General features: G+C 59.7%; 21 protein-coding genes and 1 tRNA gene. 12 read left to right on the top strand and 10 right to left on the bottom strand.

Features of this window, described 5'->3' with window-relative positions; translation table 11 throughout:
• Positions 1-346: 346 nt before the first annotated feature.
• The 3 genes from CFBP4996_RS06935 to CFBP4996_RS06945 form a co-directional block, all read right to left on the bottom strand.
• Entirely contained in the window at positions 347-3190 is a 2844-nt protein-coding gene (locus CFBP4996_RS06935; RefSeq protein WP_080851787.1) for a valine--tRNA ligase, read from the bottom strand.
• 220 nt (positions 3191-3410) lie between these two features.
• Complete coding sequence (gene popZ, locus CFBP4996_RS06940) at positions 3411-4418, bottom strand: cell division protein PopZ (RefSeq protein ID WP_080851784.1); 1008 nt, start codon at positions 4416-4418, stop codon at positions 3411-3413.
• A gap of 390 nt (positions 4419-4808) precedes the next feature.
• Positions 4809-5480 carry a protein-L-isoaspartate O-methyltransferase family protein gene (locus CFBP4996_RS06945; protein WP_035263968.1) on the bottom strand — a complete coding sequence of 224 codons (672 nt, stop codon included), beginning with the start codon at positions 5478-5480 and terminating at the stop codon, positions 4809-4811.
• A 304-nt stretch (positions 5481-5784) separates the two neighbouring features.
• Between CFBP4996_RS06945 and CFBP4996_RS06950 the strand changes: the two genes are divergently transcribed.
• Positions 5785-5858, top strand: a tRNA-Cys gene (locus CFBP4996_RS06950).
• Between the two features lie 106 nt (positions 5859-5964).
• On the opposite strand, the gene CFBP4996_RS06955 is transcribed toward CFBP4996_RS06950, so the two are convergent.
• Entirely contained in the window at positions 5965-6117 is a 153-nt protein-coding gene (locus CFBP4996_RS06955; protein WP_003495626.1) for a DUF3309 family protein, read from the bottom strand.
• 709 nt (positions 6118-6826) lie between these two features.
• On the opposite strand from CFBP4996_RS06955, the gene CFBP4996_RS06960 reads away from it, so the two are divergent.
• On the top strand, positions 6827-7132 hold the full coding sequence (locus CFBP4996_RS06960; protein WP_080851782.1) for a hypothetical protein: 306 nt from the start codon (positions 6827-6829) through the stop codon (positions 7130-7132).
• 94 nt (positions 7133-7226) lie between these two features.
• Complete coding sequence (locus tag CFBP4996_RS06965) at positions 7227-7472, top strand: DUF982 domain-containing protein (RefSeq protein ID WP_003523370.1); 246 nt, start codon at positions 7227-7229, stop codon at positions 7470-7472.
• 513 nt (positions 7473-7985) lie between these two features.
• On the opposite strand, the gene wrbA is transcribed toward CFBP4996_RS06965, so the two are convergent.
• Entirely contained in the window at positions 7986-8585 is a 600-nt protein-coding gene (gene wrbA, locus CFBP4996_RS06970) for an NAD(P)H:quinone oxidoreductase type IV (protein ID WP_059760465.1), read from the bottom strand.
• 277 nt (positions 8586-8862) lie between these two features.
• Here wrbA and CFBP4996_RS06975 point away from each other — a divergent pair, with 277 nt between their 5' ends.
• Entirely contained in the window at positions 8863-9654 is a 792-nt protein-coding gene (locus tag CFBP4996_RS06975) for a competence/damage-inducible protein A (protein WP_003523372.1), read from the top strand.
• Between the two features lie 221 nt (positions 9655-9875).
• A complete protein-coding gene (locus tag CFBP4996_RS06980; RefSeq protein WP_035263965.1) occupies positions 9876-10721 on the top strand; it encodes a universal stress protein in 846 nt (281 codons plus the stop codon).
• On the opposite strand, the gene CFBP4996_RS06985 is transcribed toward CFBP4996_RS06980, so the two are convergent.
• The gene (locus CFBP4996_RS06985) at positions 10718-11023 is read right to left on the bottom strand and encodes a hypothetical protein (RefSeq protein ID WP_137396232.1); all 306 of its coding nucleotides are present in this window, start codon (positions 11021-11023) and stop codon (positions 10718-10720) included. The genes CFBP4996_RS06980 and CFBP4996_RS06985 overlap by 4 nt on opposite strands.
• Between CFBP4996_RS06985 and gpt the strand changes: the two genes are divergently transcribed.
• The 4 genes from gpt (at position 11022) to CFBP4996_RS07005 (ending at position 17227) form a co-directional block, all read left to right on the top strand.
• The gene (gene gpt, locus CFBP4996_RS06990; RefSeq protein WP_080853148.1) at positions 11022-11519 is read left to right on the top strand and encodes a xanthine phosphoribosyltransferase; all 498 of its coding nucleotides are present in this window, start codon (positions 11022-11024) and stop codon (positions 11517-11519) included. The two genes, CFBP4996_RS06985 and gpt, sit on opposite strands and share 2 nt — an antisense overlap.
• 675 nt (positions 11520-12194) lie before the next feature.
• Positions 12195-16013: a vitamin B12-dependent ribonucleotide reductase gene (locus tag CFBP4996_RS06995; RefSeq protein ID WP_080851777.1), complete on the top strand. Its 3819-nt coding sequence runs from the start codon at positions 12195-12197 to the stop codon at positions 16011-16013.
• Positions 16014-16104: 91 nt separating this feature from the next.
• Positions 16105-16827 carry a DUF4145 domain-containing protein gene (locus tag CFBP4996_RS07000; protein WP_205529274.1) on the top strand — a complete coding sequence of 241 codons (723 nt, stop codon included), beginning with the start codon at positions 16105-16107 and terminating at the stop codon, positions 16825-16827.
• Between the two features lie 67 nt (positions 16828-16894).
• Positions 16895-17227: a helix-turn-helix domain-containing protein gene (locus tag CFBP4996_RS07005; protein WP_162935860.1), complete on the top strand. Its 333-nt coding sequence runs from the start codon at positions 16895-16897 to the stop codon at positions 17225-17227.
• Between the two features lie 5 nt (positions 17228-17232).
• Here CFBP4996_RS07005 and CFBP4996_RS07010 read toward each other — a convergent pair whose 3' ends face one another.
• On the bottom strand, positions 17233-18558 hold the full coding sequence (locus CFBP4996_RS07010) for an Nramp family divalent metal transporter (RefSeq protein WP_162935859.1): 1326 nt from the start codon (positions 18556-18558) through the stop codon (positions 17233-17235).
• A gap of 372 nt (positions 18559-18930) precedes the next feature.
• On the opposite strand from CFBP4996_RS07010, the gene CFBP4996_RS07015 reads away from it, so the two are divergent.
• Entirely contained in the window at positions 18931-19158 is a 228-nt protein-coding gene (locus CFBP4996_RS07015) for a hypothetical protein (protein WP_080851773.1), read from the top strand.
• Positions 19159-19182: 24 nt separating this feature from the next.
• On the opposite strand, the gene CFBP4996_RS07020 is transcribed toward CFBP4996_RS07015, so the two are convergent.
• On the bottom strand, positions 19183-20916 hold the full coding sequence (locus tag CFBP4996_RS07020; protein ID WP_080851771.1) for an ABC transporter ATP-binding protein: 1734 nt from the start codon (positions 20914-20916) through the stop codon (positions 19183-19185).
• 229 nt (positions 20917-21145) lie between these two features.
• On the opposite strand from CFBP4996_RS07020, the gene CFBP4996_RS07025 reads away from it, so the two are divergent.
• Entirely contained in the window at positions 21146-22384 is a 1239-nt protein-coding gene (locus tag CFBP4996_RS07025) for an AI-2E family transporter (RefSeq protein ID WP_020808949.1), read from the top strand.
• 182 nt (positions 22385-22566) lie between these two features.
• Here the strand turns inward: CFBP4996_RS07025 and CFBP4996_RS07030 are convergent, their stop codons facing one another.
• On the bottom strand, positions 22567-23022 hold the full coding sequence (locus tag CFBP4996_RS07030) for a GNAT family N-acetyltransferase (RefSeq protein WP_080851769.1): 456 nt from the start codon (positions 23020-23022) through the stop codon (positions 22567-22569).
• A gap of 106 nt (positions 23023-23128) precedes the next feature.
• Here CFBP4996_RS07030 and CFBP4996_RS07035 point away from each other — a divergent pair, with 106 nt between their 5' ends.
• Positions 23129-23548: a hypothetical protein gene (locus CFBP4996_RS07035; RefSeq protein ID WP_080851767.1), complete on the top strand. Its 420-nt coding sequence runs from the start codon at positions 23129-23131 to the stop codon at positions 23546-23548.
• 81 nt (positions 23549-23629) lie between these two features.
• Here CFBP4996_RS07035 and CFBP4996_RS07040 read toward each other — a convergent pair whose 3' ends face one another.
• Positions 23630-24820, bottom strand: coding sequence for a DUF2336 domain-containing protein (locus CFBP4996_RS07040; protein WP_080851765.1), 1191 nt, complete (start codon positions 24818-24820; stop codon positions 23630-23632).
• Between the last annotated feature and the right edge of the window lie 62 nt (positions 24821-24882).

Below are 24882 nucleotides of genomic sequence, written 5' to 3' on the forward strand. Positions count from 1 at the left end.
ATTTCATGTCGATCCCCTTGCATAATCATTTTAGGTTATTTTTCTAATCCAATTGAAGCAATCAGACATAAAATGAAACAAATTCCCACTTGAGACAGGAATTGTCGCCAAATAACCACACTCGCGAGTTTCCCGAGGAAACGCGCTTATCAGGCCGTTTTTGTTGGATTTTTTGGCTGTTTCAGAGGTTCTTGGCCGGGCATGGCATGAAATAATCGCTCTTTCGGGTGCCCATGATTCGCCATTGCAGTGCAGCAATCAATCGAGACGGATTGTTACGCAGAAACAAAAACGCCCCGTTTCGAACGGGGCGTTTTTGTTTCCATAAAAGAGCCAGAGGCAGCTATTACCCCGCTTCGCTAACCCGCGTGAGCGCCGTTCTCAGGCTTGCAAGCTGCACTTCCAGCTCCGCCTTGCGCTCGCGCTCGGCGGCGACCACTTCCGGATCGGCATTGGCCACGAATTTTTCGTTCGACAGCTTCTTGTCGATGCGTTCCATTTCCGCATCCACCTTGCCGATCGCCTTTTCGAGACGGGCTTCCTCAGCGGCCAGATCGATGAGCTTGCCGAGCGGCAGGCAGACCGTGGCCTCACCGACGATGATCTGCGCCGAGCCCTTCGGGGCGACATCGGCGGCGCGGATTTCATCCGCCCGCGCCAGGCGCCGGATGGCGGCGGCGTGGCGGTCGAGCCGCGCTTCGGTGGAGGTATTGGCGCCGACAACCACCAGCGAAGCGGTGGCGCCCGGCGGCACGTTCATCTCGGCGCGCGCGGAGCGAATGCCGGAGACGAGATCGATCAGCCAGTTGATTTCGGCCGCTGCGGCATCGTCGCGGAATTCCGGCACCGGCCAGTCGGTCAGGCAAAGCAGATTATCCCGCTCCTCGCCCTCGCCCGCCGTATGCGCCCACAGCTCTTCCGTCATGAAGGGCATGAAGGGATGCAGGAGCTTGTAGATCTCGTCCAGAACATAGGCCGCGCAGGCCTGCGATTCCCTCTTGGCCTTTTCGTCTTCGCCGCTGAAGACGGGCTTCAGCAGTTCCAGATACCAGTCGCAGAACTGGTTCCAGACGAAACGGTAGAGAATGCCGGAGGCGTCGTTGAAACGGAAGTTCTCGAGCGCCGCCGTCACGTCGCGCGCCGTATTGGCAAGCTCGGTCAGGATCCAGCGGTTGATGGTCAGCGACGCGGTTTCGGCCAGGAAATGCGGATCGCGCTTCACGCCGTTCATCTCGGCAAAACGGGTCGCATTCCAGAGCTTGGTGCCGAAATTGCGATAACCGGCAATACGCGCCGGATCGAGCTTCACGTCGCGACCCTGCGCCGCCATGATGGCGAGCGTGAAACGCAGCGCATCCGCACCATATTCGTCGATCAGTTCCAGCGGATCGATGACGTTGCCCTTGGACTTCGACATCTTCTGGCCGTTCTTGTCGCGAACCAGCGCGTGGATATAGACCGTGCTGAAAGGCTCGACCGGGTTGCCCGCATCGTCCTTCATGAAATGCAGGCCCATCTGCATCATCCGCACCACCCAGAACGGGATGATGTCGAAACCGGTCACCAGCACATTGGTCGGATAATAGCGCGCCAGTTCCGGTGTCTGCTCGGGCCAGCCGAGCGTGGAGAACGGCCACAGCGCCGACGAGAACCAGGTGTCGAGCACGTCTTCGTCGCGGGTCAGGATTTCACCCGGCTTGAAGTTCTCAAGCTTCTCCTCGACCCAGGCCTTCCAGGGACCTTCGTGGGCAATATAATGCTGGATGGCTGCCTGAAGCGCCTCTTCTTCGGTCTTCTCAACGAAGACCTGTCCGTCCGGACCGTACCATGCGGGGATCTGGTGACCCCACCACAATTGCCGCGAAATGCACCAGGGCTGGATGTTTTCCATCCACTGAAAGTAGGTGCTTTCCCAGTTCTTCGGCACGAAATTGGTGCGGCCTTCGCGAACCGAGGCAATCGCCGGCTGGGCCAGCGTCTTGTTGTCCACCCACCACTGGTCGGTCAGGCGCGGTTCGATCGGCACGCCGCCACGGTCGCCATGCGGCACGACATGCTTGTGCGGCTCGATCTTATCGAGCAGACCGGCTTCCTCGAAGATTTCGACGATAACCTTGCGGGCGAAGAAGCGATCCTGTCCTTCCAGACGGTCCCATGCGCCATGCAGCGCCGCGGGATGGCTGAGACCCTCGAGGAAATCCTCGTTCTCCTTGATGGAGATCGTGCCGTCGATATTCATGATGTTGATGGCGCGCAGGCCGCAGCGCTTGCCGACTTCGAAATCGTTGAAGTCATGCGCAGGCGTGATCTTCACAGCGCCCGTGCCGGCCGTCGGGTCGGCATAGTCATCGGCGACGATCGGAATCTTGCGGCCGACGATCGGCAGGATGACATGCTTGCCGATGATGCCCTTGTAACGTTCATCCTTCGGGTTCACCGCAACGCCGGTATCGCCGAGCATGGTTTCGGGCCGTGTCGTGGCGACGACGATATAATCGCGCGTTTCGAACTCGGTGGGCTTGCCTTCCTCGTCGAAAGCAACCGGGTATTGATAGGTGACACCCTTTTCCAGCGGATAACGGAAGTGCCAAAGGTTGCCCTTCACCTCGATCTGTTCGACTTCCATGTCGGAAATCGCAGTCTGCAGCTTCGGGTCCCAGTTGACGAGGCGCTTGTCCTTGTAAATCAGGTTCTGCTTGTAAAGGGTGACGAATACCTCGAGAACGGCCTCGGAAAGCCCCTCATCCATGGTGAAGCGCTCACGCGACCAGTCGCAGGAAGCGCCGAGACGTTTCAGCTGGTTGAAGATCAGGCCGCCGGATTCGGCCTTCCATTCCCAGACCTTCTCCACGAAGGCCTCGCGGCCCATCTCGCGGCGGCCCGGAAGCTGCTGCTCCATCAACTTGCGCTCGACGACCATCTGCGTGGCGATGCCGGCATGGTCCATGCCCGGCTGCCACAGCACGTCCTTGCCGCGCATGCGCTCGAAGCGGACCAGAATATCCTGCAGCGTGTTGTTGAGCGCGTGGCCCATATGCAGGGAGCCGGTCACATTCGGCGGCGGGATGACGATGGTGAAGGTTTCCGCGCCCGGCTTGGCGTTGGCGCCGGCACGAAAAGCGTTAGCCTCGTCCCAGGCTTTGGCGATCTTCGGTTCGACGGATGCGGAATCGTAGGTCTTTTCGAGCATTTCCTGACCTGAATTTTAGAGTTCTTGTGTGGATTTTTTTTAAATAAGGATGGACGGGAGAGAGTCAACAGAAACCCGCCCGCGAGCCAACCGTTGAGCGGACCCACGGGTGACTATGACCCCATAACACCTTCATCTTCAACAAAAAAGCCGCCCCGATGCCGGAGCGGCCCCTGTTTCGTCGCATCCGCCGCAATCGCACATGCGGCCGGAGCGGAACTTAGCGGCGCGAACCGCGCGCCACGCGCTCGATTTCCTCGCGCACCAGACGCTCCACGAGCGTCGGCAGATTGTCTTCCAGCCAGTCCTGCAGCATCGGGCGCAGCATTTCGGCGGCCATATCCTCGATCGAGCGCCGCTCGACGCCGTCGAAAACCTCTGCAAGCTCGCTGAACGAACGGGCGATCTGCGCACCGGCAGCGGCGGAAAGAAGATTGAGCGACAGACCGCCCTCAACACCCACCTCGTCTTTTGCCTGTGGCTCAGCCAGATCGAATGCCGGTTTCTCAACGGCAGGTTCCAGCACCGCTATGTCGAAACGCTCCGCTGTCAGCGGCGTTTCGAGAGCGCCGCGCAGCGAAAGCTGATCGAAGCGGTTTTCGGCCGAAGACGCGCTTTCGATGGCGGCAGCGGCAGCGCGATCCTCAGCGGCAAAAGATACCGGCTGCTCGCTTACGCCAGATGCCGGCTGCTCGCTCACGCTCGCGGCGGCCGCAGCCGCCATCAGCGGACGAACATCCGTCGGGCGCTGCGGTGCGGCGCGTTCGGAAGACGGCGCGGACAAAGGCTGCGATACGGTCGGCGCAGCAGCCTGCGGTGCGGTCTCGGCCGCGCCACGCTGGGCCTGCGCGGCGAAAGCCTGCGGCCCCATGGCGGCGTTACGGTCTGCGGCGGCACGCACACGGGCGGCAACATCGGCAAGGGACATGGTCTTCTCGGCGGAGCTTTCCTGCCGTTCAGCCATGGGCCCTTCAGAAATCGGCGAAAAATCCTGCGCAGGCCGTGCGCCAAAAGCCTGGTTTGCGGCGGGGGGAACGCGCGCCGGCGGGCTGATGGGCTCCGCCACGAAGGCCGCTTCGCTCGCAGCCTCGTCTTCGTCGTCATAGACCGGCGGCAATTGCCCGGAAAACGCACCGGCAGGTCCGGTCTCGTTGCTTTCGATGATCCGGCGGATAGACGCCAGAATCTCTTCCATGGACGGTTCACGCGCTACGCTTGGCTGAGCCATATCAATCCCCGGTTTCCACTCTTCGAACGCCCTTGCCGCATCCCTCGGACACCGGATGAGCGCTCCTTGACCTGTTCAATTTTCACATCGCGTTTTCGACAACCGAAATCGATCGTCACACCGATGCTCTGAAACATGGCCGGCCAAGCGCCTGAGCATTTCGCCGTCCCCGTCGCAGGATCATGCGGGGCAGAAATACGCACACCCCGAATCACCCTTAGTTTAGGTCAGCATAGCGAGGAACTAAATCACTGATTCGACAAGTTTCGTGATGATGCACAGCTTTGTGAGAACGGCCCGAAAGGACGCGCCGCGCCGGCAAACCGAACATAAAAACGCCGGGGCGGAAACTCCACCCCGGCGTCAAAAAAGAAGATGATCGTTTGCCGATCAGAAAACGAATTCGGCCGCCTTGGCAAAACCCGGCAGCGGCTTGACCGAAGCATTGAAGAAAGTGGCGGCCGATGTGCTGTTGCCATCGCGGCGATAGACGGTGGCCTTCGCGGCGCCGCCATATCCGACGACGACAACCAGACGGCCGCCGTCACGCAGCTGGTCGGTCAGTGCCGCCGGCACTTCCTCCACCGAGCCGTTGATGAAAACGAGGTCATAGGGTGCTTCGCCCGCATAGCCCTTTTCGAGGTCGCCGGTCACGACGGCGACATTGTCATATCCAAGCGAAGCGAGCGTCTCGGTCGCCTGTGCGGCCAGCGCCTCATCGCTTTCAAGCGAAACCACCGAACCGGCAAGCTGCGAAAGGATGGCGGCCGCATAACCTGCGCCGCCGCCGACTTCCAGCACCACGTCCTCCTTCGACACGGCCGAAAGCTGCAGCAGCTTCGCCAGCGGCGAGGTCTTCATGACATAACGGGCCGGACGGCCATCGCGGGCGGGACAGATCTGCAGGTCCTCGTCCACATAGGCAATCTGCCGCACGCCCGCCGGCACGAATGCCTCGCGCGGCACGCTCAAAAACGCCTTCAGCACGGAATGCGACGTCACGTCGGTCGTGCGCAACTGGCTGTCGACCATATTGGCGCGTGCGGTTTCGAAATCCATCATATCGTATCGCCTCAATTTCATGGATGCCGGTCGGGAAGCCTCGGCTCCAAAAGCTCAAAACGGCAGGGGCTCACCCTCGCCTTTGGATAATCTCATAATTGCCCAAGCGCACGCTTTCAAGCGCGCTAAGCCGGATGTGTGGGAAAAAGCGACAGGATATCACGCCCATGAAGGAGACTTTTTATCGTAACGATCTGTCTTCGTGCGCAGAAACTAAAAAACAAGCGCATTCGAAATTAGGGCCTTGCACCCTAAATGGATTCGTTCTAAATGCCCGCCATCGCTCAAGACGACGAGCGGTTGAGGCCTCGTGGCGGAGTGGTGACGCAGAGGACTGCAAATCCTTGTACCCCGGTTCAATTCCGGGCGAGGCCTCCATATCTTCCATCACACCCAATTTCGGTATGAACTGAGCAGCGCCACACAGGCGCTTGAGTTCAACTCGCCTGTCATCATGCGAGCGACGCTGCCCCTTTTTGTATGATCAGATCCGCCCAAGCAGAACCAGGATCAGGACGATCACCAGAACCAGTCCGAGACCGCCTGACGGGCCATAGCCATAATTATGGTAACCCCAGCTTGGCAGTGCGCCGATCAGGAAAAGAATGAGCAGGATGACGAGGATGGTGCCGAGCATGTGTAACCCTCCACTATTGGCATGTGCCCTGCCTGTTTGAATGATGAAACGCGCAAAAAGTTCCCTTTCCTGTATAGCCGGCAGCATAATGGTGGAAAGGCATCCTCTTCCGTTTCAACGGGTTACACCGGAAATTCGGGAATGCGGCCTTGCCTGCTCCGTCTCGGGAAATAATTCTCTGGCTAATTATATCGCCGCAAGAAGCCCTGAAGGCCTGCTGCGGGCCGGCCTTCACCGGGATCGACCAAAGCAGCGATTTATTCGAGGTAATTTCTCGGCCTATGTCTATCGGCAGTTGTCCGTCATATTAGCGCCAGTCCCCCGTACCCTGAAACTGGCGGGAGACGGAGAGATCTGGCATCACTGGCAGTGCGCCAGATCTCTCCCGCCCCTCCCCACGCTCCTCGAATTCTCCTTTGCAGGCACACGGATATTTTACCGGCTGTGTTTGGCGTTTCCCTTGCCTTGCCGGTTTCACTCCGGCTAGACCCCGGACCGGGAGGGAGAAACGAGAATCATATGTCCGGTTTTGCGAACCTCATCCCGCTTTTCATCTTCGGCCTCCTCGTCTACTTTTTCTTTCGCTGGGTCGCGCGCGACATTCAGAATCCGAAGAGCAAATAGTCCGGGGAAATCGTCTCCGGCCCCCTGCCCGCCGGGAACCGCCGCGCCTCGATATCGTTTTCCCAGACGCACTTCGGAGGACAGGATGAAAACGCTCGTATCGTCGGCCGCTATCACGCTCACACTGGCGCTTGCCGGATGCACCACGGCCGGACCGGCCGCCTATGTCGGCCCCGCGCCCTATGTCGAACCCATTCCCGGCAGTATCATCTACAGGGGCCAGCCGCGCACCAAACTGACGAAATCGCCGATCGGCAGCACCTTTACCCATGAATTCCGCATCGACGCCAGCACGCGGGCGGTGGAAACCTACCGCATCGCGCCGGACCGCTCGCTGGAACTCATCGACCGCCGCATCATCCGCGAATGGCTGTTCGGGCGCGACGACTGACCGCACCGCAACCGCGCGAAACGGGCCGGGAACGGGATTGCGCATCCTGACCGCTTGGTTTAGAGCCGGGCGCAACAACCACTATGGATAGGCGATGAATACGCGCTGGCAAAAACCCGTCCTGATCGCGTTCGAAACGCCGGGCGACTATACGAGCATCGACACCACGCAGGCGGCCTCCTGGGCGCTGATCGAGGATTGGCCGATTGAAGACGGCGATGCGCTGGACAAGGCGCTGCTGATCTGCGCCGCCGTCGATGCCGGCAGGAAAAAGCCCGAGGATGCGCGCAAGGCCTTCATCGCAGCAGCAATCGAAGCCGGCCTCGATATCAAGGCCTGACGGCGGAACACCTGCCGGCCGTCGACTAAAAATGCCGCCTGCGGCGTCAGCTTTTCAGAATAAGACGTTGGATGGATCGCAACAGATGGAAGCTTCCGGAAACATGAAAAAAGCCCTGTTCATTTTTCTCCTCTCCTGCCTAGCGATCGGCCTTCTCGGCCACCTCGTGGTGGCCTTCGTCGTCACCGGCTGAAGCGCGAAAATCCCCTTCGCCGGAAGACGGGGCGAGTGGACATTAGAATTTCCTGAATTTCATTCTTTCGTTATGGAACCGCGATAAACTCTGGCCGTTCTCTTTTCATCCAACAGGAGGAGGATTGGAATGCGTGACGGATTGAACGGTTTTCTCGAAATCTCGATGCTCGGCTTCGTGGTCGCAAGCTGCCTTTTCATGGTCAACCTACCGATCTGACCCACGGCAAAAATTCTTCTTCGACAGGACCGGCGACGTGACGTTCCGGCATTAAAAAATGCGGCCTTGTGGGCCGCATTTTTTTTCAACACATCACCCAATCAGGCGGAAAGCTTGGCGGCGAGTTTCGCCACATGCGCGCCCTGGAAACGGGCGGCTTCCAGTTCGATTGCGGAAGGCTGGCGCGAGCCGTCGCCATCGGTGATGGTGGAGGCGCCATAGGGTGAGCCGCCCTTGATTTCATCGACGCCCATCTGGCCCTGGAAAGCATAGGGCAGACCGACGACCGCCATGCCATGGTGCAGGAAGGTGGGGATGAAACCGAGGATGGTCGATTCCTGACCGCCATGCTGCGTGGCGGAAGAGGTGAAGGCCGAACCGACCTTGCCGACCAGCTTGCCGCCGAACCACAGGCCGCCGGTCTGGTCCCAGAAATTGCGCATCTGCGAGGCGACAGTGCCGAAACGCGTGCCGGCGCCGACGATGATAGCGTCATATTCGGCAAGCTCGTCCACCGTTGCGATCGGCGCTGCCTGATCGAGCTTGAAATGCGAGGACTTGGCGACTTCTTCCGGCACTAGCTCTGGAACGCGCTTCACGACGACATCGGCGCCCGTCGATTTTGCGCCTTCGGCGACAGCGTAAGCCATCGTTTCGATATGACCGTAAGAAGAATAATAGAGTACAAGAACTTTCGTCATTCTCTTCGTTTCCTTTGTTGTAACTGTTTCCGGCGTACCGGCGATAAGCTTCTTCAAAAATTCAATGATCATCGGCGTTGACCCGTCAAATGTATGTGAAGAAAACCTAGCCGAGAGGCCCTTATCCCGCCAGCCGGGGATTGGCATACGCACTGTTCACCATGAGTGAACGGAAAACCGGAACGTCAACCATTTACAAAAAGACATTTTTTCAAAACCGCTTTGCATTCCCCGGGAGCGGGGCTAACGTCGGGTGAAACAGATGACGAGTGCAACCATGTCCAATCCCTCCTCCGCCCAATCCGTCGTGACCGCCGCCATGCTTGCCATTGGCGACGAACTGCTTTCGGGCCGCACCAAGGACAAGAATATCGGCCACCTCGCGGATGTCCTCACCATGTCCGGCATCGACCTGAAGGAAGTGCGCATCGTCGCCGACGAGGAGGAAGCGATCGTGGAAGCGCTGAACGCGCTGCGCGGCCGCTATGATTATGTCTTCACATCAGGCGGCATCGGCCCGACCCATGACGACATCACCGCGGATGCGGTCTCTGCGGCGTTCGGCCTGCCCTGCGAGCACGATGCCGAGGCGCTGCGCCTGCTGGGTGACATGTATCGCGTCCGCGAGATGGAGTTCACCGAGGCGCGCAAGCGCATGGCGCGCATGCCGAGAGGAGCCGCCCACATCGCCAATCCCGTTTCCGTCGCCCCCGGCTTCGTCATCGGCAATGTTTACGTCATGGCCGGCGTGCCGCAGGTGTTTCAGGCCATGCTGGACAATGTCATGCCGACGCTGCGCACCGGCGCAAAAGTCATGTCGCAGGCGGTGCGGTCGCCCTATGGCGAAGGCGATATCGGCACGCCGCTGACGGCCATCCAGAAAGCCCATCCCGAAACCAGCATCGGCTCGTATCCCAAATATGACGGGCAGCGCTTTTCGACGGAAATCGTGGTGCGCGCCCGCGACGCCGGCGTCCTGAAGGCGGCAGCGGACGCGGTTGCCGCCATGATCGAGACCATCGGCCATGAGAAAAGACTGGCAGCCAGCAAGGGCGATGCAACCGCCTAAGGCAGAAAAGGCTTGAGACAGAAAAGGCTTGAGACCGGGAAGCTTTGACCAAAATCAAGGTGGCGGCCTGTAAAGGCGGCCACTCTCCCCCTGAGCATTTCCAGGAAAAGCGGAACAGCTTTTCCGTCCGGACAATGCATAAAACAGAGACTTGGATCGTTCTGGCGATTCGAAGAAAAGCCAGAACGATCTGAAAACGACATGTCACCGAGGAGAGAGAAATGGGTTACAAGACGATATTGGCAGTGGTCGACAATGTTTCGAACACGCAAAAGCTCGGCGAATTCGTGGTAAGCCTTGCCGATCAGTTTTCCTCGCATGTGATCGGCCTGCATATGGAAACGCTGGCCGCCGTTCCCCTCGTCGCACCGATGGAAATTCCCGATCCCGCCACCGTGCAGGCGCTGCAGGACGTGGCGCATAAGGAAACCACCGATGTCGGGACTATTTTTGAGCGTACGCTGTCCGCCAACGGCATCTCGCATGAATGGCGCAGCTTCGTCACATCGGTGGGTTACGCCTCCGCATCCGCCATCGACAGCGCCCGTTGCGCCGATCTCATCGTCGCCCGCCAGAGCAACTCCTCCGCACTCTCCGACAGCCGTTCGGATATTGACGGTTTCCTTTATGAAAGCGGCCGCCCCGTTCTCCTCGTGCCGCATGTGCTGACCGTTGCGAAACCGATCAAGCGCGTCCTGATCGCCTGGAACGGCTCGCGCGAGGCGACCCGCGCCACGTTCGACGCCCTGCCCTTCCTCAAGGCGGCCGATAGCGTCGAGATCTTCTCCGTCGATCAGGCCGAGAGCGAAACGCAGTCTTCCGGCCTCGCCGGTGCGGAACTGGCCGCCACGCTCGCCCGCCACGGCGTCAACGTTACCGTGACCTCGCAAGAAAAGATCGCCGGTGTCTCGCCGCAGGCGGCCATCGAAAACCGGCTGTCCGATAACAGCATCGACCTTCTTGTCATGGGCGCTTACGGCCATTCCCGCTGGTGGGAACTGCTGTTTGGCGGTGTCACCCGCACCCTGCTCGATTCCATGACGGCGCTGACGCTGCTGTCGCGTTAAAAATGGATGCGGCGCAAACAGCGCGCCGCAAGCCCCGCCATCTCGGTTAAAATGAGCGTTTGCCCCTTGTTTCTTCTCCCCGCCGGGGAGAAGTCCGCGGCAGCGGGATGAGGGGGCAAGGGCAGTGAGTTACGGCAGCGTTGCCCCCTCATCCGACCCTTCGGGCCACCTTCTCCCCGGCGGGGAGAAGAAACAAGCGGCAATCTCCAGCTCTGTCCTTTAAGCGGAAAGCTTGCCTTTTTGCCGGTCTTGCGGCTATTAGCCAAAGCCATCGACAATTTTGACCAGATGGTAGACGACATGTCCCTTCCCGATAAAGCCTTTCCCGTCTCCTGGGACCAGTTCCACCGCGATGCCCGTGCGCTTGCCTGGCGTCTTGCCGGCCTCGACAAAGAGTTCCGCGCGATCGTCTGTATCACCCGCGGCGGCCTCGTGCCGGCGGCGATCATTTCCCGCGAACTGAATATCCGCCTGATCGACGCGGTCTGCATCGCCACCCGCCATGATTACGTCAATCAGGGCGAAACGGTTCTGCTGAAGGGTGTCGCCCCGGAACTTTCGGCGGATGGCGGCGAAGGCGTGCTGGTGCTGGACGACCTGACCGATACCGGCAAGACGGCGCTCGAAGTGCGCGAAATGCTGCCCAAGGCGCATTTCGCCTGTGTTTACGCCAAGCCGAAGGGCGTGCCGACCATCGACACCTTCGTCACCGAAGTCAGCCAGGACACCTGGATTTATTTCCCCTGGGACATGGGTTTCACCTATCAGGAGCCGATTGCCAAGGGATCGCGCGGCTGACCAGCCCCGCAGAGAAAAATCACGCTTTGAAACCGCCCCATCGGGGCGGTTTTTTTGTCGGGAAACGCCTTTATGGCGACAGCTAAAAAACACGGAAAAACCGCAGTGTCGCCTTTATGCCTCACCCCGGAAATGCGGGGTTTTGCCTTTCCCTTGCGGAAACCAGCCTCGCGCAAGCTTCAAACTTTCCCGCCAAGTCACTGATTTTTCTAAGAGCTTTTCCTATCCCCGTTTTCCACAGGCACTCCACACAATATCTTGTGGTTAAAAATGGGTTTCAATCTATGGCTTGACGAATCTGTGCCGCGAGAGGAAAGTGACAATTATGTTGCGGCGGCAACGGACCGGAAAGTAACGAGGCCGGTTCCTCTCCATCTTCAGCGCGCATGTCCAAAGCGGCGTCCCGGCCATGAGGGGGCGGTTCGCCGCAGGCTTTTGCGCGCCTTTCGGAACCGCCAAAAACATGACGCGGGGACTGGCGGCAGGAAGCTGTTGATACTATATTTAGTATTCCATGACATGCTTGCAGCCGAATAAGCCACGAGATACAGGGATGACATCCAAGGATGAACATCCCTTTCAGATCGGCAACAACCGGCTGCGCGAAGGCATCGCACGGCTGGACCGGATTTTTGCGCCCTTCACCGGGGCGCCCAATGGACGAGGACAGAAACCATGCGCATTGAACGCCGCTTCACGAAGCCCGGCCAATCGCCTTATGCGGAAATCGACTTCCGCAAGGCCGTCAGTGAAATCAAGAACCCGGATGGATCGATCGTGTTCCGTCTGGCGGATATCGACGTTCCCGCGCAGTTCAGCCAGGTTGCCACCGACGTTCTGGCGCAGAAATATTTCCGCAAGGCCGGCGTGCCGAAGTTCCTTAAGAAGGTTGAGGAAAACGACGTTCCTTCCTTCCTGTGGCGCTCGGTGCCCGATGAAAAGGCGCTGAAGGATGTGCCCGAAGCCGAGCGTTTCGGCTCCGAAACCGATGCGCGTCAGGTTTTCGACCGTCTGGCCGGCACCTGGGCCTATTGGGGCTGGAAGGGCAAATATTTCTCGTCCGAAGAAGATGCGCTGGCCTTCCGCGATGAGCTTGCCTATATGCTCGCCACCCAGCGCGTTGCGCCGAATTCCCCGCAATGGTTCAACACCGGCCTGCATTGGGCCTATGGCATCGATGGCCCCGGCCAGGGCCACTTCTATGTCGATCCCTTCACCGGCAAGCTGACCAAGTCCAAGTCCGCTTACGAACATCCGCAGCCGCATGCCTGCTTCATCCAGTCCGTTGAGGACGATCTCGTCAATGAAGGCGGCATCATGGACCTGTGGGTGCGTGAAGCGCGCCTGTTCAAATACGGTTCCGGCACCGGTTCCAACTTCTCCTATCTGCGCGGCGAAGGCGAAAAGCTTTCCGGCGGCGGCCGCTCCTCCGGCCTGATGAGCTTCCTCAAGATCGGCGACCGCGCAGCGGGCGCCATCAAGTCCGGCGGCACGACCCGTCGTGCAGCGAAGATGGTCGTTGTCGATGCCGATCACCCTGATATCGAAGCCTATATCGACTGGAAGGTGAACGAGGAGCAGAAGGTTGCCGCTCTCGTGACCGGCTCCAAGATCGTCGCCAAGCACCTGAAGGCGATCATGAAGGCCTGCGTCAATTGCGAGGCCGACAATGGCGATTGCTTCGACCCGGCCAAGAACCCTGCCCTGAAGCGCGAAATTCGCGCCGCCAAGAAGGACATGGTGCCGGAAAACTACGTCAAGCGCGTCATCCAGTTCGCCGAACAGGGTTACAAGGACATCCAGTTCAAGACCTATGACACGGATTGGGATTCCGAAGCCTACCTCACGGTATCCGGCCAGAACTCCAATAACTCCGTTTCGCTGAAGGACGATTTCCTGCGCGCTGTCGAAAATGACGGCGACTGGAACCTCACCGCCCGCAAGGACGGCAAGGTCATGAAGACGCTGAAGGCCCGCGACCTCTGGGAAAAGATTTCCCACGCCGCCTGGGCATCGGCAGACCCCGGCCTGCACTTCAACACCACCATGAACGACTGGCACACTTCGCCGGCCGCCGGCCCGATCCGCGCCTCCAATCCGTGCTCGGAATATATGTTCCTTGACGACACGGCCTGCAACCTCGCCTCGCTGAACCTTCTGCAGTTCAAGGATCAGGCAACGAAGCGCATCGATATCGCCGATTACGAACATGCCGTTCGCCTGTGGACCGTCGTGCTCGAAGTCTCGGTCATGATGGCGCAGTTCCCGTCGCGCCAGATCGCCGAACTTTCCTATGAATACCGCACGCTCGGCCTCGGTTACGCCAATATCGGCGGCCTGCTGATGTCCTCGGGCATTCCCTATGACAGCGCCGAGGGCCGCGCCATTGCCGGTGCGCTCACCGCCATCATGACCGGTGTGTCCTACGCCACCTCGGCCGAAATGGCCGGCGAGCTTGGCCCCTTCCCGGGCTTTGCGCCGAACCGCGACAACATGCTGCGCGTCATCCGCAACCACCGCCGCGCCGCTCACGGCCAGTCGGAAGGTTATGAGGGCCTGTCGGTCAACCCGGTCGCCCTCATCCATGGCGATTGCCCGGATCAGGACCTGATCGCCCATGCCGTCGCCGCCTGGGACAAGGCGTTGACGCTCGGCGAACAGCACGGCTACCGCAACGCCCAGACGACGGTTATCGCGCCCACCGGCACGATCGGCCTCGTAATGGATTGCGACACGACCGGCATCGAGCCCGACTTCGCGCTGGTAAAGTTCAAGAAGCTCGCCGGCGGCGGTTACTTCAAGATCATCAACCGCGCCGTTCCGGATGCGCTGCGTTCGCTTGGGTATTCCGAAAGCCAGATCGCCGAGATCGAAGCCTATGCCGTCGGCCATGGCAATCTCAACCAGGCGCCCGGCATCAACCCTTCCACGCTGAAGGCCAAGGGCTTCACCGATGAGAAGATCGAGGCCGTCAACGGCGCGCTGAAGAGCGCCTTCGACATCAAGTTCGTCTTCAACCAGTGGACGCTCGGCGCCGACTTCCTCAAGGAAACGCTGAAAGTTTCCGACGAGCAGCTCTCCGACATGAGCTTCAACCTGCTCGAGCACCTCGGCTTCGGCAAGAAGGACATCGAAGCGGCAAACGTTCACGTCTGCGGCGCGATGACGCTGGAAGGCGCACCGTTCCTGAAGGCCGAGCATCTGCCGGTCTTCGATTGCGCCAACCCCTGCGGCAAGATCGGCAAGCGTTATCTCTCGGTCGAATCGCATATCCGCATGATGGCGGCGGCACAGCCCTTCATCTCGGGTGCGATCTCCAAGACGATCAACATGCCGAACGATGCGACGGTCGAGGATTGCGGCAGCGCCTACATGCTCTCCTGGAAGCTGGCGCTGAAGGCAAACGCCCTTTACCGCGATGGTTCCAAGCTTTCCCAGCCGCTCAACGCTTCGCTGGTGGAAGATGAGGACGAAGAAGACCTGATCGAAGAGCTGATCCAGCAGCCGGCTGCACAGCAGGCCGTGACGATCACCGAAAAGATCGTCGAACGCGTCATCGAGCGCGTCTCGCGCGAGCGTGAAAAGCTGCCGAACCGCCGTCAGGGTTACACCCAGAAGGCAACTGTCGGCGGTCACAAGGTCTATCTGCGCACCGGCGAATTCGGCGATGGCCGCATCGGCGAAATCTTCATCGACATGCACAAGGAAGGTGCTGCCTTCCGTGCGATGATGAACAACTTCGCCATCGCCATTTCGCTCGGCCTGCAATATGGCGTGCCGCTGGAAGAATATGTGGAGGCCTTCACCTTCACCAAGTTCGAACCGGCCGGCATGGTGCAGGGCAACGACGCGATCAAGAACGCCACGTCGATCCTCGACTACGTGTTCCGCGAACTCGCCGTCTCCTATCTCGGCCGCCATGATCTGGCCCATGTCGATACGTCGGATTTCTCCAACACGGCGCTCGGCAAGGGTATTCAGGAAGGCAAGACCAACCTCGTTTCCACCGGCTGGACCCGCGGTTACAAGCCGACGCTGGTTTCCAGCAATGGCGGCGAACGTTCGTCTTCCGAGCCGAAGGGCTCTGCAACGGCAGCCCCTGCCCGCGCCTCGGCCAACGTCACCTCCTTCGCCGGCTCCGCCGCCCGCAAGCTGGAACCGACCGTCTCCGTCGCAACCTCCGAAATCGTCTCCTTCAAGCGGGACTATGAAGAGCGCGCCAGGGAACTGGCCGAAGAAATCGCCGAGGAAGTGATCGACGACGTCGCCCAGGAATCCCAGCAGACGGCAACCGCCCTCTTCTCTGACAAGGCCGCCGCCGACGCCGCATCGGCCAAGACGGAAGCCAAGAAGGTGGAAAACGAACGCCGCATGCGCTCGATTGCCCAGGGCTACACGGGCAACATGTGCTCGGAGTGCCAGAACTTCACGATGGTGCGGAACGGCACCTGCGAGAAGTGCGATACTTGTGGCGCTACGAGCGGTTGCAGCTGAGAAAACAAACTATAGAGTAAAATCCCAGCCCGAATTCTATTCGGGCTGGATTACATAATAGAACAAAAAGGCAACAGCTAGGATCTATGCGATGACGGAATTTAATTGGATTTGTCCTTTTTGTAATCGTCATCAAACTGTTTCCAACGAAAAGCTACACGTGCGGGATTATAGCATCCACGTCGGTAGTAATGCAGACGGTGAAGTGGGCTTCCGCATTATCGCGATCGGATGCTCAAATCGAGAATGCAAGAAAGTTTCGGTAGATTTTACGTACGGGAACACTATCGAAGATAGAGACGGAAACATCATAGATGTTACGGAAATAAAGCACGTAAAAGTAACACCAGAAAGCTCTGCAAAAATAATTCCTGATTATGTTCCGGCTGCAATTACTCAAGACTATTACGAGGCATGCCGAATTGCCAATTTAAGCCCAAAAGCTTCGGCGACTCTAGCACGAAGATGCCTGCAGGGAATGATCAGAGATTTTTGTAAAATATCAAAGAGCAGGTTGGTCGACGAAATTTTAGAAATTAAATCGAGGTTCGAAAATGGGACTGGAGTTAAAGGCGTCTCGGAAGAGAGCTTAGAAGCGATCGACGCGATTCGAAAAATTGGAAACATTGGCGCACACATGGAAAGAGACATAAACAATATCGTTGATGTCGATCCAAACGAAGCGTTAGTACTTATCGGACTTCTAGAGAGTCTTTTTGATGAATGGTACGTAGCCCGCCAAAAGCGAGAAGAGCGCTTTGCGCAGGTGGCGAGAATTGCCACAATTAAAGAACAGAAAAAAAATAGCTATTAAATTACAACCAACTTTATGAAGCGAAAAGCCGCATTTTTGGATGAAAACAAAGTGCTTTGTCGGTGCAATGGCTGGTAAAATCGATCAAACCGACTGGGCCCGTCTTCACGCCATGACGGACGAAGAGGCGGAAGCAAACGCGCTTGCCGATCCCGACAGCCCACCGTTCTCCGCAGAACAGATCGCCTCCGCCCGAAGAATGCCGCGCATCAAGATCATCCGCCGGGCTCTGAAGCTGACGCAGGAGGAGTTTTCCGTCCGTTATCATATTCCGCTCGGCACCCTGCGCGATTGGGAACAGGGCCGCAGCGAACCGGACCAGCCTGCCCGCGCCTATCTAAAAGTCATCGCCGTCGACCCCGAGGGAACGGCGGCCGCGCTCCGTAAAGGCGCGGCCTGACCCACTCACCCCATAAAATCCACCAGCAACTTCACATTCAGCGCCGCGATCACCACCGCGATCAGCCACGCAAAGGCCGAGAGCCACAGCGGCGCGCGCAGCGCGCCCATCTTGGCGCGGTCGGAGGTGAACATCACGAGCGGGAAGACGGCGAAGGAGAGTTGCAGGCTTAAGACCACCTGCGTCAGGATCAGCAGTTCCGCCGTGCCGCTATCGCCATAGAAGATGGTGACGCCGGCGGCGGGGACGATGGCGATGGCGCGGGTGATGAGGCGGCGTAGCCAGGGGGCGAGCCGCATCTTGAGGAAACCTTCCATCACGATCTGCCCGGCAAGCGTTGCCGTGACGGTGGAATTGATGCCGCAGCACAAAAGCGCCACGCCGAACAGCGTCGGCGCAATGGCAAGGCCGAGCAGCGGTGCCAGCAGATTATGGGCTTCGCCGAGTTCGGCAACATTGGTCTGCCCCGCCTTGTTGAAGGTCGCCGCCGCCAGAATGAGGATCGAGGCGTTGATGGTGAGCGCGAACATCAGCGCGATGGTGGAATCGAGCGTGGCGAATTTCAGCGCCTCGCGTTTTTCGGCAAGCGTCTCACCGATTTCGCGGGTCTGCACGATGCCCGAATGCAGATAGAGATTATGCGGCATGACGGTGGCGCCGAGAATGCCGAGCGCCAGATAAAGCATGTCCGGATTGGTGACGATCTCCGTCGTCGGCGCGAAACCGAGGATCACCTGCCCCCAGTCGGGATCGGCGAGCGCCACCTGAATGGCGAAACACACGGCGATGACGCCAAGCAGGGTGATTACCAGCGCCTCCACCCAGCGGAAGCCGAGCTTCTGCAGATAAAGGATCAGGAATACATCGAGCGCGGTGATGAGAACGCCGAGTTCGAGCGGAATGCCGAAAATGAGGTTGAGGCCGATGGCCGTGCCGATAACCTCGGCGATATCGGTGGCGATGATGGCGATTTCGGCCAGCAGCCACAGCACCATCGCCACGGGTTTCGGATAGGCATCGCGACAGGCCTGGGCGAGATCGCGGCCGGAGGCGATCGCAAGACGGGCGCAGAGCGATTGCAGCACGATCGCCATGATGTTCGAGACCAGCGCGACGGTGAGCAGCGTGTAGCCGAATCTGGAGCCGCCGGCGAGCGACGTCGCCCAGTTTCCGGGATCCATGTAACCGACCGCAACGAGATAGCCGGGGCCGAAAAAGGCCATCGCCCGGCGAAACGTGCCGGCATTCGGTTTGACCCGGATCGAGCTGTGAACGTCGGACAACGAGAGATCGTCGCCGTTCCGTCGCCATCCAAAGACTGGCTTGTCCATTTTCTGCGCTTTCAAATGGGAGATTGAATTGGTGCAATTGCAAATCATTCGCATAAGAGGCAACGGCTGACAAGGGGAGTTTTGCGGCCGGATATCGACGTACGATGCCGCAGGCGCGTGCCCGGTTCGGGCGCGAACCGACACACCATCACGCGCTTATGGCTGGCCCTCCTCTCCTTCCCGCCGTGCGCCGGCTGGATTCCGTCTAAGGCAGGGATGATGGAGGTCGGGAAAGAGAGCGGCAGCGAATGCGGAGACGCTGTCATCTCGAGGGCCTCACGGCCTTGTCATCGCCCTGCCCCGTCGACTTCGGAACGGTCGCGTACCCGCCTGCGTTGATCTTTCAGGAAGCAACCTATTGCGGGAAAATTCATGCGACAGGGCCACAAATTCAGCCTGGTGAACCATCCGAGCCGATGGCCGAAATATATTATGGCGCACAGAAAACCGCGCGACTGGCTGATGACGATCAGCGGCATCGTACTGCTGTTCATCGTCGCCGCCGCGGTCGCCATGGGTTATCTCGTCACCAGCCATCCCGGCAAGCCGGAGCCCAACCCCGGCATCGTGGAGGAACAGGCAGCCGAGAACGGCGAATAGATTGCGGCGTCAACGCGCCGCTTATCAGCTCAGGCCCGCAAGGTGCCCGCTGAACTGCGCCTCGTGCAACCGGCTGTAATGGCCCTTGGCGGCCAGCAACTCGGCATGGGCGCCGGTTTCGGCAATGCCGGTCTGGTCCACCACCACGATGCGCGAGGCGTCGCGGATCGTCGCCAGCCGGTGGGCGATGACGAGTGTGGTGCGGCCTTTTGCAAGCTCGGTCAGCGATTGCTGGATGGCGCGTTCGGTTTCCGTGTCGAGCGCCGAGGTCGCCTCATCGAGAATGAGGATCGGCGGGTTCTTGAGGAACATGCGGGCAATGGCAAGGCGCTGTTTCTGGCCGCCGGAAAGCTTGACGCCGCGCTCGCCGATGACGGTGTCGAGCCCGAGCGGCATGGCCTCGATGACGCCATCGAGACGGGCGCGCCGCGCCGCATCCATGATGTCCGCATCCGAGGCGCCGAGCCGGCCATATTCGATATTCTCGCGGATCGTGCCGCCGAACAGGAAGACATCCTGCTGCACGATGCCGATCTGGTTGCGCAGCGAAGCAAGCTTCATCTTGCGGATATCGATGCCGTCAATGGTGATCGCGCCGCTGGTGACATCGTAAAAACGCGGCAAAAGCGAGCAGAGCGTCGTCTTGCCCGCCCCCGAAGGGCCGACAAAGGCCACCGTCTCGCCGGCGCTAATCTTCAGGTCGATATTGGTAAGAACCGTCTTGCCCTCGGCATAACCGAAACCGACATGGCGATATTCAATATTGCCGCGCAGCAGCGGCGCTTCCACCGCATCCGGCGCATCGACGATATCGGGCGCGGTGTCCAGCAGTTCGGTGAAGCGGCGGAAACCGGCAATGCCCTTCGGATAGGTCTCGATGACCGAATTGATCTTTTCCACCGGGCGGAAAAATACGCCCACCAGCAGCAGGAAGCCGACGAAGCCGCCTTCGGTCAGGCTGCCCGTCAGCACGAACCAGGCGCCGCAGATCATCACGATCATCTGCGTCAGGCGCATGCTCATATAGCTGAGCGAGGTGCTGGCCGCCATGATCTTGTAGGCATCGAGCTTGGTGCGGCGGTATTTCTGATTGTCCTTCTCGAACAGCGCCCGCTCGTGATCCTCATTGGCGAAGGCCTGCACGACCCGCATGCCGCCGACATTTTCCTCGATACGGGCGTTGAAATCGCCGACACGGCCGTAAAGCGCGCGAAAATTCTGCGTCATGCGGCCGCCGTAACGGCTGGTCACCCAGGCGGTAACGGGCACGACGGCGGCGGTGATGAGCGCGAGCGGCACATTAACCGAAAGCATCAAGAGGAACGCGCCGATGAAGGTCATGATGGCGATGAACAGATCCTCGGGGCCGTGATGGGCCACCTCGCCGATCTCTTCCAGATCCTTGGTCAGCCGTCCGACAAGATGGCCGGTCTTCTGGTTGTCGAAATAACGGAAGGAGAGCTTTTGCAGATGATCGAAGGCCAGACGCCGCATGTCGGTCTCGATATTGATGCCGAGCATATGTTTCCAATAGGTGACTGTCGCCATCAGCCCGGTATTCAGCACATAGATGACCAGCAGCCCGACCGAAGCGGCAAGGATGATGGCCCATTCACCGCCCGGCAGCAGCACATCCACAAAGGCCTTCACCGCCATCGGAAAACCGAGTTCGAGCACGCCCGACAAAACCGCGCAGGAAAAATCGAGAATGAACAGACCGCGATAGGGACGGTAATAGGCGAAGAAACGGCGGAGCATGGCATGACCTGGAGATCGGGCGCGGCAACCTTACGCCGCAAGAAAAACGGAGTTCAATTCTCATATTTCGATGCGCGCGCCAAGACCGATGTTCTATTTTTACCAAAATCGTTCAATAGGTTCAGCAATAAACACACAACGGTAATGTGATCCGATTATATTGCACTTATATGTATCGGTGTGACAGAGTGAATGCACCCTTCGGGGAGAATGCGAGAAAGAGCCTGCCGTGAGTAACATTGACAGCCGTAAGCCCAGTGGCGAACCGAGATGGCTTGGTCCCGCCAGCCCGACGCGGATCGCCCTGATCCCGCCCATCTCGGCTGCGCGCTGGCTTCTCGTTCTTGTCGCCCTTGCCGGCATTTATTTCTTCCATGGCTTTCTCGTCCCCGTTCTCGCCGCTCTCGTCATCGGTTTCGCCAGCTGGCCGGTTTATACGCGGCTTCTGCGGCAGGTGGGCGGCAACACCACGCTCGGCGCCACCATCGCCATCATCCTCATCCTCGCCTTCCTCGTGGTGCCGATCTTCATCGCCGCCTCCTATACGGCAAGCGAAATCCGCGAATGGTTCGGCTGGGCGGTGCATGTCAACAAGACCGGCGCCCCCGTGCCGGACTGGATCGCGGCGCTGCCCGCCGTCGGCCCCTGGCTCGGCGAACAATGGGTGAAATATATCGGCACGCCGGGCGCCATCGGCGAGCTCATCCAGCTCGTCAGCGGCGCCAATATCGGCAATATCTACCGGGCGATCCTCGCCGCCGGCAACGGCGCGTTCCACCTGGTGCTGACCCTGCTGTTCATGCTGATCGCGCTATTCTTCGTCTACCGCAACGGCGCGGGCTTCACCCGGCAGGTCGATCTGGTCGGCGAACGCATCCTGCCGACGCGATGGGAACGCATTTCCCGCGTCGTGCCCGCCACCATCAGCTCCACGGTCACAGGCATGACGCTGATCGCCATCGGCGAAGGCATCATCCTCGGCATCGCCTACTGGATCGCCGGCGTGCCCTCGCCCGTCACGCTCGGCGTGCTCACCGGCGTCATGGCGCTCATTCCGGGCGGTGCGCCGCTCTCGTTTACCCTGGTGTCGATCTATCTGGTCGCCAGCGGCTCGCCCGCCCACGGGCTGGCGCTGTTCGTCTGGGGTTCGGTGGAACTCTTCATCGTCGACAAGACCATCCGTCCGAAACTCGTCGGCGGCCCGATCAAACTGCCCTTCCTGCCCACCTTTTTCGGCCTCGTCGGCGGCGTCAAGACCATGGGCTTCCTCGGCCTCTTCATCGGCCCGGTGCTGATGGCGCTCCTGGTCGCGATCTGGCGCGAATGGGTGCGTGAAGTGGAAATCTCCGCCGCCGCCAGCGCCGAGGCTCCGCCCCCGCCGCCCACGCAGGAAGACGCCATCGATGAGGTTGCCGCGCTCGAAGACAATAGCGAGGAAACGACCGCTTTTCGGAAAGCGGCGTTTTGATCGGTGAAGCCTGCGGGCAGACGCCTTGACGCTGGTGCCGATAGATAGTCCTTAAACCGTGCATCCGTCATGCTCGGGCCTGTCCCGAGCATCTGCTACCGATTGATTCGACGATACGTGATTAGATCCTCGGCACAGGGCCGAGGATGACGTGCAGGATACGGCAAACTCGCGCAGTAGGCCTAAAGCACCTTCTCCATGAACAGGCTGAGCGGATCCGGCTTATAAGGCGCAAAGGCCTCGATCTCCACAAACCCCGCCTTGCGGTAAAGACCTATCGCCTCCGGCTGGCTGATGCCGGTTTCGAGACGGATGACGGAAAGGCCAAGCTCGGCGCCGCGCGCGACAAGCGTATCCATGATCAGCTTGCCGATCCGCAATCCCCGCGCCTCGGGATCGACGAACATGCGCTTGACCTCCGCCGTGCCGTCACCCGCCTCCACCAGCGCGCCGCAACCGACGACGCGGCCGTTATGCCGCGCCACGAAAAACGAGACATTGTCCTGCTCGAGCGCGCCGATATCGACCAGATGATTGCTCTCAGCGGGGTAAAGCGAGGCCATATAGACGTTGGAAAGGTCGATGAGGCGCAGAACCGCATCCTGCCGGGGTGTTTCAAGCTTGATTTCGGTGGCCAATGCGATGCCTGCCTTCTCTATAAAAATGCGTATTTCGTCGTAATGTCACTGCAATCGGGATAGATGAGTTTCTAGAGCATAAATCCCGACAGAGGCAACACACACCATGAAAACAGCCCTCGTTCTCATGACCTTCCTTGGCTGCGACGACAGCGCCACCGATTGCCATTACCTCGCGACCTCACAGCAGCGCTGGACGAGCATCGAACTGTGCGACGCCGTGTCGGAAAAGGAGCTGGAGCGTTACGCCAACGCACCCTACCCCGTCGTGGTGGCCGTGTGCCAGACACCAGGCGAACAGCCCCCGCAGACTGCCGGCACGCAACCTCCCGCCTCGGCACCGGCCGCTGCACCGCAGGCAACGGCGGCTGTTACGCCGAAGGAAGAGGAAAGCCTCACCAAACAGGCAATCAGCCGCGTCAGCCGTATCCTGCCTTCCACCGAAGGCATAAAGCATCTTTTGGGGACACCGGTGAGGATGGTTGAAAACAGCTATTCGTGGATCGCCAAACGGTTCGATAAGTGATTGCTGGGAACCGATCTTCCCTCATTCCTGTGCTTGTCACAGGAATGAGGGTGAGAGGATGCACCCGCGGAAACCCGGGCCTCACGCCGCCTCGACCGTCAGCGCTTCCGCATAATACCGCGCCTTCTGCCGCTCTTCGGCGATGGCGAGCTTGCGCACGGCATGCAGCAGTTCGAACAGCGTTTCGGAACCGTTGACGTCACGGAAATGCGCCAGCAGTTCCGCCGAGACGGAGGCCGCCACATCAGAGAGCTGCGAGCGGGCGGCGCGGCGCCACATCAGCGTCGCCTCGATGAAGACGTCGACAACATCGCCGAAAAGACCGACCGACTGGAACAACGCCTTCAAGGCATGCGGCCGCCCCGTCGCCAGAATGGCGCGCACCTTGCGGTCATCGAGACCGGAGAGATTGACCATGGCCGCCGTGAAGAATTCCAGCCGGCCCGAACAGACGGCATGGATGAGCAGCGCTGGCGTCAGTTCCAGCCGCTGGCGCAAATGCTCCACCAGCGCCGGCAGCTCCGGCGAGGAAACGCTGGCGGCGATAAGGATGGTGGCGGAATCTTCCGCCTCGCGGAAAAGACTGTCGGCGCGGTTGCGCGCGATCATTGCGTGAACCAGCGCGGAGCCCGCGAGAGCTTCGCTGATGCGGCCCATCAACAGGTGACGCGCATCGGCGGGCAGCGCCTCGCGGCGAAGCAGGAGATCGCGAATATCGGCGTCCGAGCCATGGCGCTCGGCGATGCGCCTGAGCGAAAACGGCGTGATGAAAGCATCGTCGTTTTCGAGCAGGATGATGGTTTCCGGCAGGTCGCCGACTTCGGCAAGCGCTGCGCAGACACCGCGCGGCAGGCCCGGCCTTGCGGCGATGAGGGATCGCGTCAGGCTTTCGCCGCGCCCGACGAGGTCGACCAGATCGGCTTCGCCGAGAACCGGCGAGCGGGCAATGACGGTGCAGGCGATTTCCGGCTGGTCTTCGGCGAGTGAAACGAGAATGGCGCGCGGTGCGTCATGGGCATCCGCCAGCGCTTCGGCAAGCGCCAGTCGCACACGCGGCGAAGGATCGTCGAGCAGATAGGTCATCGCCATATAGGCGGCATCGCGGTTCTCGCGCGCCATGTCGGACTGAAGATAGGCACGGCCGAGAGCATTGGCGGCTTTCGCCCGCTCGGTCGAGCCAGCCTTTTCAGACCAGCGAAGAAATGCCTGTACGATCACCTGAGCCTCGAAAACATTCGCAACAATGGATGGCGGCATCATCGCCGCCACCATGTATAAAACTCTAGGCGCAAATGGTTTACGTTTGGTTCACCATAAAAATTAACCGTAGCCGA

The organism is Agrobacterium leguminum, from assembly GCF_005144435.2.
GTDB lineage: Bacteria > Pseudomonadota > Alphaproteobacteria > Rhizobiales > Rhizobiaceae > Agrobacterium > Agrobacterium leguminum.